The organism is Pantoea sp. MT58, assembly GCF_014495885.1.
GTDB lineage: Bacteria > Pseudomonadota > Gammaproteobacteria > Enterobacterales > Enterobacteriaceae > Pantoea > Pantoea eucalypti.
The window spans coordinates 835,535-852,437 of record NZ_CP061083.1; the positions used below are offsets into that span (position 1 = coordinate 835,535).

The following is a 16,903-nucleotide window of genomic DNA, read 5'->3' on the forward strand; positions in this document are numbered from 1 at the left end:
CCTGCATTATTTAGGGTTTCCGGGGTGACATCATGCTACGGATTGGATAAAGTTTTCGCCGCCATTTTATTAACTGGCGCTTTTTTAGACATAACACAGCAGCTGGAGCGGCATGTCAGACGTTAATTCCCATTTTTCACGCAGACGATTTTTACAGGGGACGGGCGCCTTACTGCTGTTAAGCGTCAGCCGCACAGGACTGGCGGCAAAAAACCACATTGTGGCGGTGCGTATCTGGCCCTCATCCACTTACTCGCGGATGACGCTGGAGTCAAACGTCGCGCTGAAATACAAGCAGTTTGCGCTGAGCAATCCCGAACGGCTCGTAATAGATATTCAGGGCCTGCATCTCAATTCGGCCCTGAAAGGGGTGGATAAGCAGGTACGGGTCGACGATCCTTTTATTAAAAATGCCCGGGTCGGCCAGTTCGACAGCAATACAGTGCGCGTCGTTCTGGAGTTAAAGCGCAACGTTGCGCCAAAGATTTTTAACCTTTCGCCGGTCGCCGGGATCAATCACCGGCTGGTGGTCGACCTCTATCCGAGTCAGAACCCGATAGAAGATGATCCTCTTCTGGCCCTGCTGAAAGACTATAACCAGGGTGATCTGGAGAAAGATGAAGGCGTGCAGGCACCCTTGCCAGGTAAAGCGGGGCGCGATCGTCCGATCATTATCATGATCGATCCCGGTCACGGCGGGGAAGATCCGGGTGCGCACGGCAAATATAAGACCCGCGAGAAGGATATTGTGCTGAAGATTGGACGGCGGCTCAAAGCGCTGATCGACAAAGAGTCCAATATGAAAGCCTATATGACGCGTAATGAAGATGTCTTTATTCCGCTGCGCGTCAGGGTTGCGAAAGCCCGTAAACAGCGCGCTGATCTTTTTGTCTCGATCCATGCGGATGCCTTTACCAGCCGTGCAGCTCGCGGCTCGTCAGTGTTTGCCTTATCAACCAGCGGTGCGACCTCGGCGGCAGCCCGTTTCCTGGCGCAGACCCAGAATGAATCCGATCTGATTGGTGGCGTCAGCAAAAGCGGCGACCGCTATCTTGATCACACCATGTTCGATATGGTGCAGCGCCAGACGATTCATGACAGCCTGAAGTTTGGTAAAGAGGTGCTGCATCGCATGGGGCGCATCAATCATCTGCACAAACGTACCGTGGATCAGGCTGGGTTTGCGGTGCTGAAAGCCCCGGATATCCCGTCTATTCTGGTCGAGACCGCGTTTATCAGTAATGTGGAAGAGGAGCGTAAGTTGCGAACCACCCGCTATCAGCATCAGGTTGCGGAGGCGATTCTGGACGGCATTAAGGCTTATGTGAAGAGTGGGGCGGCGCTGGCCCATCGGTAACGGTTTGCGGGTAGTTACGGCTATCCGTGCACTTTTCAGGGCAGGAGAGAGACTAACGAGGTTTCAGGAACGTCAGAAACAAAAAAACACCCTTTCAGGTGTTTAAATGATTGGTTGCGGGGGCCGGATTTGAACCGACGACCTTCGGGTTATGAGCCCGACGAGCTACCAGGCTGCTCCACCCCGCGTCCGTATCATACTTTTTTCACATTGTGACTTCTGTAAAACAACTGCAGAAGTATTGGTTGCGGGGGCCGGATTTGAACCGACGACCTTCGGGTTATGAGCCCGACGAGCTACCAGGCTGCTCCACCCCGCGTCCGTATTGCTTCTATTACTTTTACTTCTCACACTGTGACTTCTGTAAACCTGCTGCAGAAGTATTGGTTGCGGGGGCCGGATTTGAACCGACGACCTTCGGGTTATGAGCCCGACGAGCTACCAGGCTGCTCCACCCCGCGTCCGTGGAAGCGCACTATACTCTCCGCGCTAATTCATGCAACCCCTTTTTGAAGATAAAAGCCAAATTAACAGCCAGTTGCTGAAGGATTCAACCATCTGATTAATTATTGAACTGATATGCACCGGGTCAAAGCGGATGCATTTCATTCTGTCGGGGGCTTTGCTATCGTCGCGGGGCGAACAGTTATAAAAAGAGAAGATAATGAAATCACATTGGGTGAAGTATGCACTCACTGGCGCGTTAATTACGCTGCTGGCGGCCTGTAGCTCTAAACCGACCGATCGCGGTCAGCAATATAAAGATGGCAAACTGGAACAGCCGCTGGCGCTGGTAAATCAGCCCAATGCCAAAGGTGCGCCAGTTAATGGTAAAGACTTTGGCGATCAGGTGCGCCAGATTCAGTCCGCCTCATCTGCCCTTTATAGTCGTCAGAACGGCACCTATAGTGCAATTGAAAGCTGGCTGATGGCGGGAGCCGATACCCGACAGCTTCGTCAGTATGGCCTGAACGCCTGGCAGATGGAGGGCACGGACAACTACGGTAACGTGCAGTTCACGGGTTACTACACGCCGGTCGTGGAAGCGCGCTACACCCGTCAGGGTGAGTTCCAGTATCCGATCTACCGCATGCCGCCGCGCAAACGCGGAGAAAAATTACCGAGCCGCGCTTCTATCTATAGTGGCGGACTCGATGACCGCTATGTCATTGCCTACAGCAACTCGCTGATTGATAACTTCATGATGGATGTGCAGGGCAGTGGTTATGTCGACTTTGGCGATGGCCGCCCGATGACCTTCTTCGGTTACGCCGGTAAAAATGGCTGGGGCTACCACAGTATTGGTAAAGAGCTGATCGATCGCGGCGAAGTGAAACGCGAAGATATGTCGATGCAGGCCATTCGCCAGTGGGCGCAGGAGCACTCACCGCAGGAAGTTCGCGCACTGCTGGAAACCAACCCATCGTTTGTCTTCTTTAAAGCTGAACCGTTTACGCCGGTGCGTGGAGCCAGCGCCGTTCCGCTGGTAGCAAAAGCCTCGGTTGCCTCTGACCGCTCAATTATTCCGGCGGGCACCGTACTGCTGGCTGAAGTGCCGCAGTTAAATGAGAAGGGCAAATTCAACGGCAAATATGAGATGCGCCTGATGGTCGCACTCGACGTGGGTGGCGCGATTAAAGGCCAGCACTTTGATATCTATCAGGGTATCGGCCCGGACGCCGCGCATCTCGCCGGCTTCTATAATCACTATGGCCGCGTCTGGGTACTCAAAGCTGCACCGGGTGCCGGACAGCCGCTGTTCTCCGGCACGCAAAACGGTAATAATGGTTCACTGCTTCTCGGCGCTAACTAATTTCTTCTCTGCGGGCCTTCGGGCCCGCACGACGTAACAGGTTCAACTATGAAAGTGTTAAACGACGCCTGGCATCAGCGCTTTGGCGGCACGGCGCGTCTCTATGGTCAGAATGCGCTGCAACGTTTTGCTGACGCACACTTCTGCGTCATCGGTATTGGCGGCGTCGGTTCCTGGGCGGCGGAAGCACTGGTGCGCACCGGGATTGGTAAAATTACCCTGATTGATATGGATGATGTCTGTATCACCAACACCAACCGGCAGCTTCATGCGCTTCAGGGCAACGTGGGCAAAGCCAAAACGGACGTGATGGCAGAGCGGCTGCGTGCGATCAATCCTGACTGCGAAGTGATCTGCATAGATGACTTTATTACGCCGGAGAACACTGCTGAACTGATGGCTGCCGGTTTTGACTACGTGATCGACGCTATCGACAGCGTGCGGCCTAAAGCGGCGCTGATCGCCTGGTGTCGCCGGAATAAGATCCCGTTAATCACCACCGGTGGTGCGGGTGGGCAGATTGATCCGACGCAAATTCAGGTCGCCGATCTGGCGAAAACCATTCAGGATCCCCTGGCGGCGAAGCTGCGCGAACGATTGAAAAGCCTGGGCGTGGTGAAAAACAGCAAAGGTAAACTCGGCATCGACTGTGTTTTTTCAACTGAAGCGCTGGTTTATCCGCAGGCAGATGGCAGCGTCTGTGCTTCACGCAGCACGGCGGAAGGTCCGAAGCGGATGGATTGCACATCCGGCTTTGGCGCGGCAACCATGGTTACCGCTACGTTCGGCTTTGTTGCCGTTTCACATGCGCTGAAGAAGTTTCTGGCGCGCGCTGTTCGTCAGGATGCCGTCAGCGCCTGACGCGCGGCGTGCTCCACGGCGGTAGCCAGCGCCTGCAGGCCGCTGCTACGGGAAGCGCTGAGCTGGGCGCGCAGGCCCAGTTCGTCAAACAGCGTTAAGGGATCGCTGGCCAGTAACTGTTGTGGCGTCTGGCCCTCAACCGCAGTCAGCAGCACGGCCAGCAGGCCGCGCACAATCCGTCCTTCACTGTCACCATAGAAATGCAGCGTGCCATCCTCGCATAACTGGCTGCCCAGCCAGACCCGATTTTCACACCCGCTGAGTTCAATTTCTGCGGTTTTCAGTTCCTCCGGCAACCCAGGTAACTGTCGGCTCAGCTGAATCAGCTGACGATAACGATCCTCCCATTGATGAAAGCGGCCAAAGCTCTCTTTCAGGCTGGCAACAGTAATCTGTTCGCCAAACGGGTGTGGCGCTAACAGCGATGAACACATAATCAAAACTCCGATAACAGCGAGATGGCACCTTTCATGGCGCGCACCAGCGCATCAACATCCTGCAAACTATTATAGGGTGCAAAAGAAGCCCGCAGCGTGCCGCTGACGCCCAGCGCTGCCAGCAACGGCTGCGCACAATGCTGGCCAGCGCGCAGGGCGATTCCCTGCTCAGCCAGCAGCGTCACCAGATCGCTGTGATGCAGGCCAGCAAATTCAAAGGCCAGCAGGCTGGCGTTGCCACTGCGGAAGCTGCGGAAGTCAGGCAATTCTGCCAGCTGCTCCTCCGCCAGTGTCGCCAGATGCTGACTCCAGCGCTCCGCTTCGGCCAGATCGTACTGCGCCAGCCAGCTCAGTGCTGCACTCAGGCCCACTACGCCCGCCACATTCGGAGTACCTGCCTCAAAACGCCAGGGCACTGGCTGTGGTGTGAAGCCACTGAAATCGACATCCGTTATCATTTTTCCGCCACCCTGCCAGGGTGACATCGCTTCCAGCAGGTCCGCTTTGCCATATAACGCGCCAATGCCCATCGGGCCGTAAATCTTATGGCCGGAAAAAGCGTAAAAGTCGATATCCAGCGCCTGTACGTCAGGCGGGCAATGCACCACCCCCTGCGCGCCATCGACCATCACTTTCGCACCCACAGCGTGTGCCAGCGGAATCGCTCTGGCGAGATCGGGACATCCTCCGGTGACGTTCGACATCTGGCCTATAGCCAGCAGGCGGGTGCGGTTGTTGAGCAGGTTGGGTAACAGGCTGATATCGGGCAGGCGATCTGGCCCTAACGGCCATTTTATGACGTGGGCACCGCATGCCTGCGCAGCCATCAGCCAGGGGACCAGGTTGGCGTGGTGCTCAGCCTCACTCACCACAATCTCATCACCGGGTTGCAGGCGCGGGCGCAGCCAGCTGTTCGCCACCAGGTTTATCGCTTCGGTGGTGCCGCGCGTCCAGATAATCTCACGATCGTCTGCGGCATTCAGCCAGCGGCCAACCTGATGACGCGCCTGTTCATAGCGATGGGTTAAGGCCTGCGCAGCGGCAAACTGGCTGCGATGAACCGTCCCTGCGCTGAGGCTGTAAAACTGCTGTGTACTGTCAATGACGGCCTGCGGCTTCAGCGTGGTCGCGGCGCTATCGAGATAAACGCCGGCGTCGGCGAGCGCGGGAAACTGCTGGCGAAAGTCGCTAGGGTTAAATGGGATCATGCCGGGTCCATGATAAGAAAAATTAGGACCACACTGAAAGAATGGTCTGCGTCTGGCAAAGCTGGAAAAGCGCGTTATGCTGAATATTGCAAGGTTTGAACCAAACCCGCATAACGAGTGGACGTTTAATAGTCGATCTCACTTATCGGCTGCCTCTGGTTAGCGTAGCGCGGGTGGTTTGATGCAATCAATCTACAAGGAGATAGCAGATGAAAAAACTTACCGCAGTTCTGGCCGTGTGTACTCTTGCTTTTACACTGAGTGCCTGTTCAAGTAATTACGTGATGCATACCAACGATGGCCGCACTATCGTGGCTGCGGGCAAGCCTAAAGTTGATAATGATACCGGCATGATCAGCTATAAAGATGCGAATGGCAACGAGCAGCAGATTAACCGCTCAGACGTCAAAGAAATGGTCGAGTCAAAGTAAGCAGCAAAAAAAAAGCACCGCAATTTGCGGTGCTATTTAAAAATCACTATGGACAGACAGGGTAAATCTACAGGAATTAAGCGCTCGATCCGCAATCGTCGGATCAAAAATTTGCAAACACAACATCACGACCACAAGCCAAAAGCTTTCAGAAAATCTGCGAACTCACTCACAAATCTAAAAACTTTTCGTTCCGGCTCAGGAAGTGTGGCAACTATAGGTATTTGCTGGAGGTTCCTCAACGGACAAATTATAATGCCTCGGATTAAAAATTCTAATACGTAAACGCTTTGTATTAGCCTGCGTATTTTTCGCCGATCCGGATACGGAAAACCATGTCGAAACGCCTTCCTCCTCTTAACGCACTGCGTGTTTTTGATGCAGCTGCACGCCATTTAAGCTTTACCAAAGCGGCTGAAGAGCTGTTTGTCACCCAGGCTGCTGTAAGCCATCAGATAAAATCTCTGGAAGATTTTCTGGGGTTAAAGCTGTTTCGCCGGAGGAATCGTTCGCTGTTACTGACCGAGGAAGGACAAAGTTACTATCTCGACATCAAAGAGATTTTCTCGGCGATAAACGAAGCGACGCGCAAATTGCAGGCCCGCAGTGCCAAGGGGGCGCTGACGGTCAGTTTACTGCCAAGCTTTGCCATTCAGTGGCTGGTTCCCCGCCTCTCCAGCTTTAATATGGCTTATCCGGGAATTGACGTGCGCATCCAGGCGGTTGACCGTGACGAAGAGAAACTGGCAGACGATGTCGATGTGGCGATTTTTTACGGGCGGGGCAACTGGCCCGGACTGCGGGTGGAAAAACTCTATGCCGAATATCTGTTGCCGGTCTGCTCGCCGTCACTGATGACCGGGGATAATCCGCTGAAAACGCCGATGGATCTGTCGCGTTTTACCCTGCTGCATGATGCCTCCCGCCGCGACTGGCAATCCTATATCCGGCAGCTGGGCCTGCAGCATATTAATGTGCAGCAGGGGCCAATTTTCAGCCACAGCGCGATGGTTCTGCAGGCGGCGATTCATGGTCAGGGCGTGGCGCTGGCCAACAATGTTATGGCGCAGAGTGAAATAGAAGCCGGACGATTAATCTGCCCATTTAATGATGTATTAGTCAGTAAAAACGCTTTTTATCTGGTTTGTCATGACAGTCAGGCAGAACTGGGTAAAATAGCCGCCTTCCGACAGTGGATTCTGGAAAAAGCTGCAACCGAACAAGAAAAATTCCGCTTTCGCTATCAACAATAACGTATTGATTTATTTGCATTCAGATGCAAAAGCACCCTGAGGGTCAGTTCATGTCCAGTCGTGCCATGTTTGTTTTTGCGGCTATCAGCGGATTTCTGCTGGTGGCTTTTGGCGCATTTGGTGCCCACGTGTTGAGTCAGTCGCTTGGTGCGGCTGAAATGGCCTGGATTCATACCGGGCTGGAGTATCAGGCTTATCACACCTTAGCGGTGATGGGGCTGGGCGCTGCGATGTTACGTCGCGCCAATATCTGGTTTTACTGGAGCAGTGCGTTAATGGCGCTCGGCACCGTGCTGTTCAGTGGCAGCCTCTATTGTCTGGCGCTGTCACATCTTAAGTTTTGGGTTTTTATCACACCTGTGGGTGGAGTCTGTTTCCTCGCCGGTTGGGTATTGATGTTGATTGGCGCTTTGCGTCTTAAACGAAAGGCAGAACGCCATGAATAAAGTTTTACTCTATTGTCGCCCCGGTTTTGAAAAAGAGTGCGCGGCAGAAATCAGCGCTAAAGCGGCGGAACGCGAAATCTACGGCTTTCCCCGCGTTAAAGATGACTCCGGCTACGTGTTGTTTGAGTGCTATCAGTTCGAAGATGCTGATCGCCTGGCGCGTGAGCTGCCATTTGACGAGCTGATCTTTGCCCGTCAGATGCTGGTCGTCGGCGAAATGCTGCGTGACCTGCCACAGGAAGATCGTATCACCCCGATTGTCGGCATGCTGACCGGCGTGGTGGAGAAGGGGGGCGAACTGCGTGTTGAAGTGCCTGACACCAACGAAGCCAAAGAGCTGACCAAATTCTGCCGCAAGTTCACCGTGCCGCTGCGTTCAGCACTGCGTGAAAGCAAAATCCTGCTGAACTATGAAAGCCCGAAACGCCCGGTTGTGCATGTGTTTTTCATCGCACCTGGCACCTGTTACGTCGGTTACTCCATTCGGGAAAACAGCTCGCCGTTTTATATGGGTATTCCACGCCTTAAGTTTCCTTCTGATGCGCCAAGCCGTTCCACGCTTAAGCTGGAAGAGGCATTCCACGTCTTCATCCCTGCGGATGAGTGGGATGAGCGTTTAGCCAGCGGCATGTACGCGGTGGACCTGGGAGCCTGTCCGGGCGGCTGGACCTATCAACTGGTCCAGCGCAGCATGATGGTTTATGCGGTAGACAACGGACCGATGGCACCGAGCCTGATGGATACCGGCCAGGTGATGCATGAGAAAGCGGATGGATTTAAATTCCGTCCGCCTCGCACCAACATCAGCTGGCTGGTGTGTGACATGGTAGAGAAGCCGGTTCGCGTGGCTAACCTGATGACCGACTGGCTGGTCAACGGCTGGTGCCGCGAAGCGATCTTCAACCTTAAGTTGCCGATGAAAAAGCGCTATGAAGAGGTCACGCAGAATCTGGCCATGATGCAGGAGCGGTTTGATGAGAATGGCATCAACGTGCAGATTCGCGCCCGTCAGCTCTATCATGACCGCGAAGAGGTAACGGTTCATGTGCGTCGTATGTGGGCTGCGACCGGTGGCCGTCGCGACGAGCGTTAATCGACCGGCTGAGTGCCGTTGCACTCAGCCGGTGTAACGCAGCGTGTTCAGATTTCCCTGCAACACCAGATCCTGCTTCAGTGTGGCCACCTGACGACTAATCTCTGCCATATGCTGCCCTTCAGCGAGTTTTTCCCGCCATTTGGCGGGCACCTGGTCCAGTTGCTGGTAGACCCCCTCAAGCGTCTGAAACGTTGTTAGCAGCTGCTTTGCGCTTTTAGGGCCGATGCCGGTGATGCCCGGAATTTTACTGCTGCTGATGCCGCATAATCCCCAGTAGTCAGGTAACCGCTGGGGCGCCACGCCAAACTCTGCCTCGATAAAAGGCAGGTCGAGCCACCGTTTCTGGAAGTAGTCGCGGATGCGGATCTCGGGTGCCAGCAGCTGGCAGTAGCCTTTGTCAGTGGAAACAATGGTGGCCTGATGTCCGGCCTGGGCCATTTTAACCGCCAGCGTCGCCGCTAAATCATCCGCTTCATCCTCGCCCGCAATCCAGCAGCTTACGCCTGCTGCGCGAAAAGCCTCCTGTAACGCCGGCATCTCTGCCTGCAAATCGTCTGGCATCGGCGGACGACCGCTTTTGTAGTCGGGAAGCAGCTGATGCCGCCAGCCCTGATGACGCGCTTCGCCATCAAATACCGCCACGGCATGGGTCGGGCGGGCGTGACCCAGTACCTGGCGCAGCGCAGCCACACAGCCGTCGACACAGGGGGAGCCTTGTACCGCATGCAGACGGCGAATCAGATTCAATGCGTCAACAATAACAAGATGAAAAGCCATGAGAGTATGGGCAGCCCGGGGGCTGCCTCCTGGTTTATTTGATAATTTCGTAGCAGGGGATGTAAGCAGTGCCTGGCAGCTTCATGCGCTGCTGGGCAACGAATCCCTGCAGCAGTTCATCCATGCGGTGCATGATGTCGGGGTCGCCATGCAGTTTAAAGCGTCCCTTCTCACGGATTTCGCGGATGCCCATCTCTTTAACGTTACCCGCGACGATGCCTGAGAAGGCGCGGCGCAGGTCGGCGGCCAGCTTCTCAGGAGGCTGATTCGTGTAGAGATTGAGGTTAGCCATATTTTCATGGGTGGGCAGGAACGGCACCTGCAGATCGGGTTCAATGCGAATCGACCAGTTAAAGCTGTAAGCATCGCCGGTTTCGCGACGATTCTCTTTAACCTGCGGCATCGCTTTCTTCATCAGACGCGCCACTTCTGCCGCATCATCGATAATAATCTGATAATGCTTACGCGCCTGTTCACCCAGCGTGTTGACGATGAAATCATCCAGCACACGGAAATAATCGGCGCTCTCTTCTGGTCCGGTCAGGATCAGCGGCAGTACCTGGTCGTTGTTCTGCGGATTCATCAGAATGCCCAGCAGATAGAGCAGCTCTTCTGCCGTGCCGACCCCGCCCGGGAAAATAATGATGCCATGGGCGATACGCACAAACGCTTCCAGACGTTTTTCGATGTCTGGCATGATGATCAGCTCATTCACCAGCGGATTCGGCGGTTCAGCCGCAATGATCGAGGGTTCTGTCAGGCCGATAAAGCGGCTGTCACGATAGCGCTGCTGGGCGTGGCCAACGGCGGCCCCTTTCATTGGTGCTTCCATCACGCCCGGCCCGCAGCCGGTACAGATATTCAGCTCGCGCAGACCCAACTGCGTACCAACATTGCGGCAATACTGGTACTCAACGGCGTTGATTGAGTGTCCACCCCAGCACACTACGGTGTTGGGATACTCGCCAATGTGCAGTGCCCGTGCATTACGCAAAATGGAAAACACGGTGTTGGTGATCGTGGCGGAATCGTTCTCTTCGGCTGCCGTGAAACGGCCCGGCATGTTGAGCTGGCCGCTGACAAACAGGATGTCACGCAGCACCGCAAACAGATTTGCCTGCAGGGAACGGATGATGCGGCCATCAACGAACGCCTCTTCCGGTGGATTGATCAGTTCCAGTTTGACGCCGCGCTCACGGCGCAGCACGTTGATGTCAAAATTCTCAAAGCGGGAGAGCAGTTCGTGGCTGCTGTCAGTCTGGCTGCCGGAGTTGAGTACTGCCAGAGAGCAATTGCGAAACAGCTGGTAGAGGTCGCTGCTGGCTGTGCGCTTGAGCATATCGACTTCCAGTTGCGAGAGCAGATCCATTGAGCCAAGTGGACTGATATGGGTAATCAAATGAACTCCTTTACACCCGCCTGGGTGCCTGTTGGCACTGCAACCGCAGTGACGAAAATCCCTGGTCGGCAATCCGCAGATTGCCGCCTTCATCAGAGTAGCCTTGTCGGCCTGCACAGCTCAAGCGGAACTGCGCATACAGCACGCAGCCTGCGAGAAGTCTCGCAAACTACTGACGAACCAGCCGTGAAAAACCGGGTGAGAAGGGCACATTGGTGCGCCACGGGTTGATATCCAGTCCGCCACGGCGGGTGTAGCGTGCATAAACGGTCAGCGCTTCAGGATGACAGAAACGCATCACATCATTAAAGATGCGCTCGACGCACTGCTCGTGAAATTCGTTATGCTGGCGGAATGAGACCAGATAGCGCAGCAGCGCTTCACGGTCGATACGCGGGCCTGTGTAGCGGATCATCACCGAGCCCCAGTCAGGCTGATTGGTGATCAGGCAGTTTGACTTGAGCAGGTGGCTCACCAGCGTCTCCTCAACGATTTCGCTGCCTGCGGCATCCGCCAGATAGTCGGCATTGAAGCGATAATCGTCGATAGCAATATCCTGCTCATCAATACAGCAACCGTCAAAATGACCGACAGGCTGACCTTCAATTTCACTAAGACGGAACAGCGCAACCTGCACTTCACCTTCTGCACAGGCGCTCAGATCCCGCTCCAGCGTCTGACGGACCTCGCCCCAGTCCGCAAAGCGGGTCTGGTTAAAACTGTTAAGGTAAAGCTTAAAGCTTTTCGACTCGATCAGATTGCGGCTCTGTGCATCCAGCACCACTTCCCCGACGGCAACCTGGGGTAGCCCTTTACTGTTGAGCCACGAGAGTTCATACAGGGTCCAGATATCGCTGCCGGTAAAGGGCAGGCTGTCGGGAAACAGGCCCAGCGGTTCACGGTTCAGACTGCGTGGCACCGACTGCAGTAAGCTGTTGTCATACTGATCGTGATAGGCTGTGGGTTTGCCCAGCGTCAGGTTACTGAGCGCCTGATCCTGTTCGTGAGTAGTCATTGCGGTTACCACCAAAATTAATCAAAGTGGCTAAGTGTAACCCATCAGAAGTGAGAATATGAATGATGCAGCAAACTGCCGCCGCGTTGCGCGACTTTACTACCCGATACTGCCAGCACTGGCTTCAGCAGGCGGGACATGCGCCGGCCAGCAGCGATCTCTATGGCGTTCCCTCGCCCTGCGCACTTGAGGATCGCGATCAGCGTGTGCTCTGGCAGCCGCAGCCTTTTAGTCTGCCACCGACGCTGGATGCAGTTGAACGGGCGATCGATATCCAGCTTCAGCCGTCAGTCACAGATTTCTATACCGCGCAGTTTGCCGGGGATATGCAGGCCACTTTTGGCGAGAATCAGCTGACACTGTTGCAGGTGTGGAGTGAAGAGGATTTCCTGCGGTTACAGGAGAACCTGATTGGCCATCTGGTGATGCAGCGCCGCCTCAGGCAGTCGCCTACGCTGTTTATTGCCACAACCGATTCAGAAGAGGAGATCATCTCGCTTTCTAATCTCAGTGGTGAAGTGATTCTGGAGCAGCCTGGCCGCAAACAGCGTGCGGTATTAGCCGAAAGTCTTGAGATATTTCTTAAGTCATTACAACCGGTTATCAACTGATTTGCAGTGATCGGCTGCTTACCTTGTGAGATATCTCTTACATCTTCTGTGAGAGATCGCCATATAACAGATAAGATATTCGGAAAACTGAAATGTAAAAATATTGTGAATCATAAACTTAATGGCGTTTATCTGAATATCTGCAGCACATTTCGTAAAGTTCCCTTCTGAGTACCTTGTTTGCGTAACGGTTTCTGTCAAAATGTTTCTCACTGCAGGATGCTCAGGAAACAGATATCGTCAGGATGATGGTAAGCCATGAGGCAGGAACGTAACGGAGCTTACGGCACAGTGAAGGTTTCAGGACGAAACAGGATCGCTCAGGATTGAGTAAGGGACACCTCCAGGATGGAGAACGAGAACCCCTCAGAAGAGGCGGTGGGCCAGGAGGCTAAGGATACATCAGGACGATGCGCGACAGGAGTTCGCACTGGACAAGTTGTCATGGAAGAGCAGGGAGCATAAACGTAGCAGGATAGCTGCAAACGAACCGGGAGCACTGTTTATACAGTGCTCCCTTTTTTTGTGCCTGTGCCAACAAGTGATATGCTTGCCGCCCATTTTTGACTGCTCGCTGGAGGTGGCGCATGGCGCCTGAACAATTAATTACGCAACGGCTGGAGCAACTGGAAGCGGTGATGCGTGAGCACCATCTCTGGCAAAGTACTCCTCCGGCCGAGGGTGCGCTTAAGAGCCAGGAACCTTTTTGTGTGGATACACTGGAACCGCTGCAGTGGCTCCAGTGGGTCTTAGTCCCGCGGATGCATGCCCTGATTGCCGCGGGACATCCGCTGCCGCAAAACTTTGCCGTTGCCCCCTATTATGAAGTGGCGCTGGTACCTGACCAGCCCGGCATTGCGCCGCTGCTGCTGACCCTGCGTCAGCTGGATGCCTTGATGAAGGATGCTGCCCACTGATGCTGGAGATACTCTATCAGGATGAGTGGCTGGTTGCCGTTAACAAGCCCAGCGGCTGGCTGGTTCATCGCAGCTGGCTGGATCGCCATGAAACGGTGTTTGTGATGCAGACTGTTCGTGATCAGATCGGACAGCATGTCTTTACCGCGCATCGACTGGATAAACCCACGTCAGGCGTGCTGCTGATGGGGCTTTCGAGTGAAGTCGGACGTCTGCTTTCCCTGCAGTTTGAACAGCACCAGATGCAGAAAACCTACCACGCCGTGGTGCGTGGCTGGCTGGAGAGCAGTGGAACGATCGATTATCCGCTGGTGGAAGAGCTGGATAAAATTGCCGATAAACACGCCACTGAAGCGCGCACCGCACAGCCCGCCGTCACCGATTATCAGTCACTGGCCACCGTTGAGATGCCGGTCGGCATTGGTCGTTATCCCACGTCGCGCTACAGCCTTGTAGAGATGGCCCCTAAAACCGGTCGTAAGCATCAGCTGCGCCGCCATATGTCACACCTGCGTCATCCGATTATTGGTGATTCTGCGCACGGTGATCTGCGTCAGAACCGGGGTGCTGCCGAACATTTCGGCGCTAACCGACTGATGCTGCACGCCAGCAGCCTGGCATTGACCCATCCGGTGACCGGTGAACCATTGCTGATACGCGCCGGACTGGATGGCGTCTGGCAGAATCTGATGAATCAGTTTGGCTGGCAGGATCAGATTCCTGAGGTGCCGCGGGTTGAGTTTAACGCAGCGCCAGGACAGGATAGCGTTTCAGAATAAGGGAGAAAGCAGATGGCAAAGATTGGCATTTTTGTAGGTACGGTATACGGCAATGCATTGCTGGTGGCGGAAGAAGCGGAGCCGTTACTGCAACAGCAGGGGCACAGCGTCACCGTATTTGATGATCCGACGCTGGCAGACTGGCAGAACGGTGCCGGCGATGTGGCGTTAATCGTCACCTCAACCACCGGCCAGGGCGATTTGCCCGATTCGATTTCCGGTCTGTTCCATGCGATCAAGGATAAGCTGGGTCATCAGCCCGCGCTGCGCTACGGCGTGATTGCGCTGGGTGACAGCAGTTATGACCATTTCTGTGGCGCGGGCAAAGCGTTTGATGCGCTGCTGCAGGAGCAGGGCGCTCAGCGGGTTGGCGAAGTCTTACTGGTTGATGCCACTGAAAACCCTGAGCCAGAAGCGGTCACCTCTCCATGGGTTGAAGTCTGGGGCGCGCAGCTCTGATTGTGGTGCCAGGCTTATCTCTGCCTTCGCAGCGTAATGATAAGCCTGGCCTGCACTGGCGACGATATCAGGTGACAGGCGCCGGGTTAAACACAGCCAGCTGATTACGGATACCCCAGCGATCGGACCAGGTCTGCTTCCTGCCGCTGGCAATGTCCAGAATCAACTCAAACAGTCGCCAGCCCACCTGCTCAATACTCTCTTCACCCGTCGCAATCGTTCCGGCATTGATGTCCATCAGATCGTGCCAGCGCTCTGCCAGCGCATTGCGCGTCGCCATCTTGATCACCGGAATCGCGGCCAGACCGTAAGGCGTTCCGCGCCCGGTCGTGAACACCTGTAACGTGATACCGGATGCCAGTTGCTGCGTGCCGCAGACAAAATCGCTGGCGGGCGTCGCCGCATAAATTAATCCACGCCGCGTAGGCCGTTGACCCGGCGAGAGCACTTCGACAATGGCGCTGCGTCCCGATTTGGCGATCGATCCCAGTGCTTTTTCCACTACGTTGGCCAGGCCGCCTTTTTTGTTGCCGGGAGACGGGTTAGCGCTGCGATCAGTCTGGCCCTGGTCGAGGTAATTGTCATACCAGGCCATCTCCTCCAGTAAGCGCTTACCAACTTCCTGATTGATCACCCGTGGCGTCAGCAGGTGAATGGCATCACGCACTTCAGTGACTTCAGAGAACATCACGGTCGCCCCGCAGCGCACCAGCAGATCAGAGGCGAAGCCCACCGCCGGATTCGCCGTGACGCCTGAGAACGCATCGCTGCCTCCACACTGCATACCCACAATCAGTTCTGCAGCGGAGCAGGTTTCGCGCTGGCGCGCATTGAGCCGCTGAAGATGACGTTCTGCGACCTGCAGAATCTCATTCACCATCGCACCGAAACCCACCAGCTTTTCATCCTGCAAACGCACGATGTCATGGTCGTCCAGTGAAATGGCCTGCACGTCAGGCGTGCCGGTCAGCAGGCGCTCAGGCTGCAACTTTTCGCAACCCAGACTGACGATCATCACTTCGCCGCCGAAATTGGCATTCAGTGCCAGATTATGAATAGTGCGAATCGGCACCACCGCAGCAGGCGCGTTGATCGCCACACCACAGCCATAAAGATGGTTCAGGGCGACGACGCCATCCACATTCGGAAAGCGTGGCAGCAGATCCCGTTCAATGATCTGCACGACATGATCCACCACACCCGCCACGCAGTGGACACTGGTGGTGATGCCGAGCAGGTTACGCGTGCCTACACTCCCATCCGCATTCCGGTAACCTTCAAAGGTGTAACCTTCTAACGGCGGCAAATCAGGCGGAACCTGCGTGGCTAACGGCAGGCTCTCCAGCGGAGGGGCTTCTGGCAGCGCAACAAGAGATTCATCAATCCAGCTGCCCTGGGCAATATCCCGCAGCGCATAGCCGATAACTTCACCATATCGCACGATCTCTGCACCCTGGTTAATGGCGCTTAGCGCCACTTTATGGCCCTGCGGCACATGTTCAGTAAGCGTCAGGCCATCCGCAAACTGCGTGCCGGCTGGCAGACCCAGGCTGTTGACCACAATCGCGACATTGTCGTGCTCATGGACTTTGATATAGAGCGGTTGTTCATCTGTATTGGGTTTCATCGCTCACCTTCCTGTCTGTCGTGCCGTACTTGTGCGGCACGTTGTAATGTTCTGATCTGTCACACGCGTGTTTGCCAGCTTCAGTATAGGGAGGCGTCGCACGTGGCGCATTGTGCAAATGACCACCATTGAGGTATTTCACCGCGTTGTTTTGGGTCGCTTATCCAAAAGCAAGTGAAGAACCTCACAAACAGCGGGGGAAAGCGTCGTCAGCGGCTAATTTCGCCATGGTATTTGCCACTTTCGTGAGCCACACCGCAGCCTTTTGTGCATCCGCAAGATAATCACTTCATTAATAAGTTTATTCCAGGGCGATACGCCAATGTGATCGCTACGGGCTGTTCTTATACTGAGTTTCGTTAGCCAAAGTCAGGTTATCTGTCACGACGTATTCCTCATCTGATGCAGGGGCAAAGG

At 54.9% G+C, this 16,903-nt stretch carries 17 protein-coding genes and 3 tRNA genes; 11 read left to right on the top strand and 9 right to left on the bottom strand.

What is annotated here, in order from left to right; all coding sequences use genetic code 11:
* Window positions 1-112: 112 nt before the first annotated feature.
* Window positions 113-1,357, top strand: coding sequence for an N-acetylmuramoyl-L-alanine amidase AmiC (gene amiC, locus IAI47_RS03980; RefSeq protein WP_003853935.1), 1,245 nt, complete (start codon window positions 113-115; stop codon window positions 1,355-1,357).
* A 111-nt stretch (window positions 1,358-1,468) separates the two neighbouring features.
* On the opposite strand, the gene IAI47_RS03985 is transcribed toward amiC, so the two are convergent.
* From IAI47_RS03985 to IAI47_RS03995, 3 genes are all read right to left on the bottom strand, one after another.
* Window positions 1,469-1,545: transfer RNA gene (locus IAI47_RS03985), tRNA-Met, on the bottom strand.
* A gap of 54 nt (window positions 1,546-1,599) precedes the next feature.
* Window positions 1,600-1,676, bottom strand: a tRNA-Met gene (locus tag IAI47_RS03990).
* Between the two features lie 65 nt (window positions 1,677-1,741).
* Window positions 1,742-1,818, bottom strand: a tRNA-Met gene (locus tag IAI47_RS03995).
* Window positions 1,819-2,021: 203 nt separating this feature from the next.
* On the opposite strand from IAI47_RS03995, the gene mltA reads away from it, so the two are divergent.
* Entirely contained in the window at window positions 2,022-3,170 is a 1,149-nt protein-coding gene (mltA, locus tag IAI47_RS04000; protein WP_003854646.1) for a murein transglycosylase A, read from the top strand.
* A 48-nt stretch (window positions 3,171-3,218) separates the two neighbouring features.
* The gene (gene tcdA, locus IAI47_RS04005) at window positions 3,219-4,031 is read left to right on the top strand and encodes a tRNA cyclic N6-threonylcarbamoyladenosine(37) synthase TcdA (RefSeq protein WP_003854645.1); all 813 of its coding nucleotides are present in this window, start codon (window positions 3,219-3,221) and stop codon (window positions 4,029-4,031) included.
* Here the strand turns inward: tcdA and csdE are convergent.
* Both csdE and csdA read right to left on the bottom strand, forming a co-directional pair.
* Window positions 4,010-4,465 (bottom strand): cysteine desulfurase sulfur acceptor subunit CsdE, encoded by a 456-nt coding sequence (gene csdE / locus IAI47_RS04010; protein ID WP_008925647.1) that lies wholly within the window; start codon window positions 4,463-4,465, stop codon window positions 4,010-4,012. The genes tcdA and csdE overlap by 22 nt on opposite strands.
* Window positions 4,466-4,467: 2 nt before the next feature.
* A complete protein-coding gene (csdA, locus tag IAI47_RS04015; protein ID WP_008925646.1) occupies window positions 4,468-5,676 on the bottom strand; it encodes a cysteine desulfurase CsdA in 1,209 nt (402 codons plus the stop codon).
* A 209-nt stretch (window positions 5,677-5,885) separates the two neighbouring features.
* Between csdA and IAI47_RS04020 the strand changes: the two genes are divergently transcribed.
* The 4 genes from IAI47_RS04020 (at window position 5,886) to rlmM (ending at window position 8,899) form a co-directional block, all read left to right on the top strand.
* Entirely contained in the window at window positions 5,886-6,107 is a 222-nt protein-coding gene (locus IAI47_RS04020) for a YgdI/YgdR family lipoprotein (RefSeq protein ID WP_003854643.1), read from the top strand.
* Between the two features lie 335 nt (window positions 6,108-6,442).
* On the top strand, window positions 6,443-7,360 hold the full coding sequence (locus IAI47_RS04025) for a transcriptional regulator GcvA (protein ID WP_003854641.1): 918 nt from the start codon (window positions 6,443-6,445) through the stop codon (window positions 7,358-7,360).
* Between the two features lie 50 nt (window positions 7,361-7,410).
* On the top strand, window positions 7,411-7,806 hold the full coding sequence (locus IAI47_RS04030) for a DUF423 domain-containing protein (protein ID WP_003854633.1): 396 nt from the start codon (window positions 7,411-7,413) through the stop codon (window positions 7,804-7,806).
* Entirely contained in the window at window positions 7,799-8,899 is a 1,101-nt protein-coding gene (gene rlmM, locus IAI47_RS04035; RefSeq protein WP_003854631.1) for a 23S rRNA (cytidine(2498)-2'-O)-methyltransferase RlmM, read from the top strand. Before IAI47_RS04030 ends, rlmM begins: the two co-directional genes overlap by 8 nt.
* A gap of 24 nt (window positions 8,900-8,923) precedes the next feature.
* Here rlmM and xni read toward each other — a convergent pair whose 3' ends face one another.
* The 3 genes from xni to queF form a co-directional block, all read right to left on the bottom strand.
* Window positions 8,924-9,679 carry a flap endonuclease Xni gene (xni, locus tag IAI47_RS04040; RefSeq protein WP_008927122.1) on the bottom strand — a complete coding sequence of 252 codons (756 nt, stop codon included), beginning with the start codon at window positions 9,677-9,679 and terminating at the stop codon, window positions 8,924-8,926.
* A 34-nt stretch (window positions 9,680-9,713) separates the two neighbouring features.
* Window positions 9,714-11,078: a nucleotide 5'-monophosphate nucleosidase PpnN gene (ppnN, locus tag IAI47_RS04045; protein WP_003854629.1), complete on the bottom strand. Its 1,365-nt coding sequence runs from the start codon at window positions 11,076-11,078 to the stop codon at window positions 9,714-9,716.
* A gap of 169 nt (window positions 11,079-11,247) precedes the next feature.
* A complete protein-coding gene (queF, locus tag IAI47_RS04050) occupies window positions 11,248-12,093 on the bottom strand; it encodes an NADPH-dependent 7-cyano-7-deazaguanine reductase QueF (RefSeq protein ID WP_003854628.1) in 846 nt (281 codons plus the stop codon).
* A 62-nt stretch (window positions 12,094-12,155) separates the two neighbouring features.
* Between queF and syd the strand changes: the two genes are divergently transcribed.
* The 4 genes from syd (at window position 12,156) to IAI47_RS04070 (ending at window position 14,859) form a co-directional block, all read left to right on the top strand.
* Window positions 12,156-12,704 (top strand): SecY-interacting protein, encoded by a 549-nt coding sequence (syd, locus tag IAI47_RS04055; protein WP_033743633.1) that lies wholly within the window; start codon window positions 12,156-12,158, stop codon window positions 12,702-12,704.
* Between the two features lie 587 nt (window positions 12,705-13,291).
* Window positions 13,292-13,621 (top strand): YqcC family protein, encoded by a 330-nt coding sequence (locus IAI47_RS04060; RefSeq protein WP_008927120.1) that lies wholly within the window; start codon window positions 13,292-13,294, stop codon window positions 13,619-13,621.
* Window positions 13,621-14,400, top strand: a complete 780-nt coding sequence (gene truC / locus IAI47_RS04065) for a tRNA pseudouridine(65) synthase TruC (RefSeq protein ID WP_008927119.1) — start codon at window positions 13,621-13,623, stop codon at window positions 14,398-14,400. The genes IAI47_RS04060 and truC overlap by 1 nt, the downstream gene beginning before the upstream one ends.
* 12 nt (window positions 14,401-14,412) lie before the next feature.
* The gene (locus IAI47_RS04070; protein ID WP_008927118.1) at window positions 14,413-14,859 is read left to right on the top strand and encodes a flavodoxin; all 447 of its coding nucleotides are present in this window, start codon (window positions 14,413-14,415) and stop codon (window positions 14,857-14,859) included.
* A gap of 67 nt (window positions 14,860-14,926) precedes the next feature.
* Here the strand turns inward: IAI47_RS04070 and garD are convergent, their stop codons facing one another.
* On the bottom strand, window positions 14,927-16,486 hold the full coding sequence (gene garD / locus IAI47_RS04075; protein ID WP_008927117.1) for a galactarate dehydratase: 1,560 nt from the start codon (window positions 16,484-16,486) through the stop codon (window positions 14,927-14,929).
* Between the last annotated feature and the right edge of the window lie 417 nt (window positions 16,487-16,903).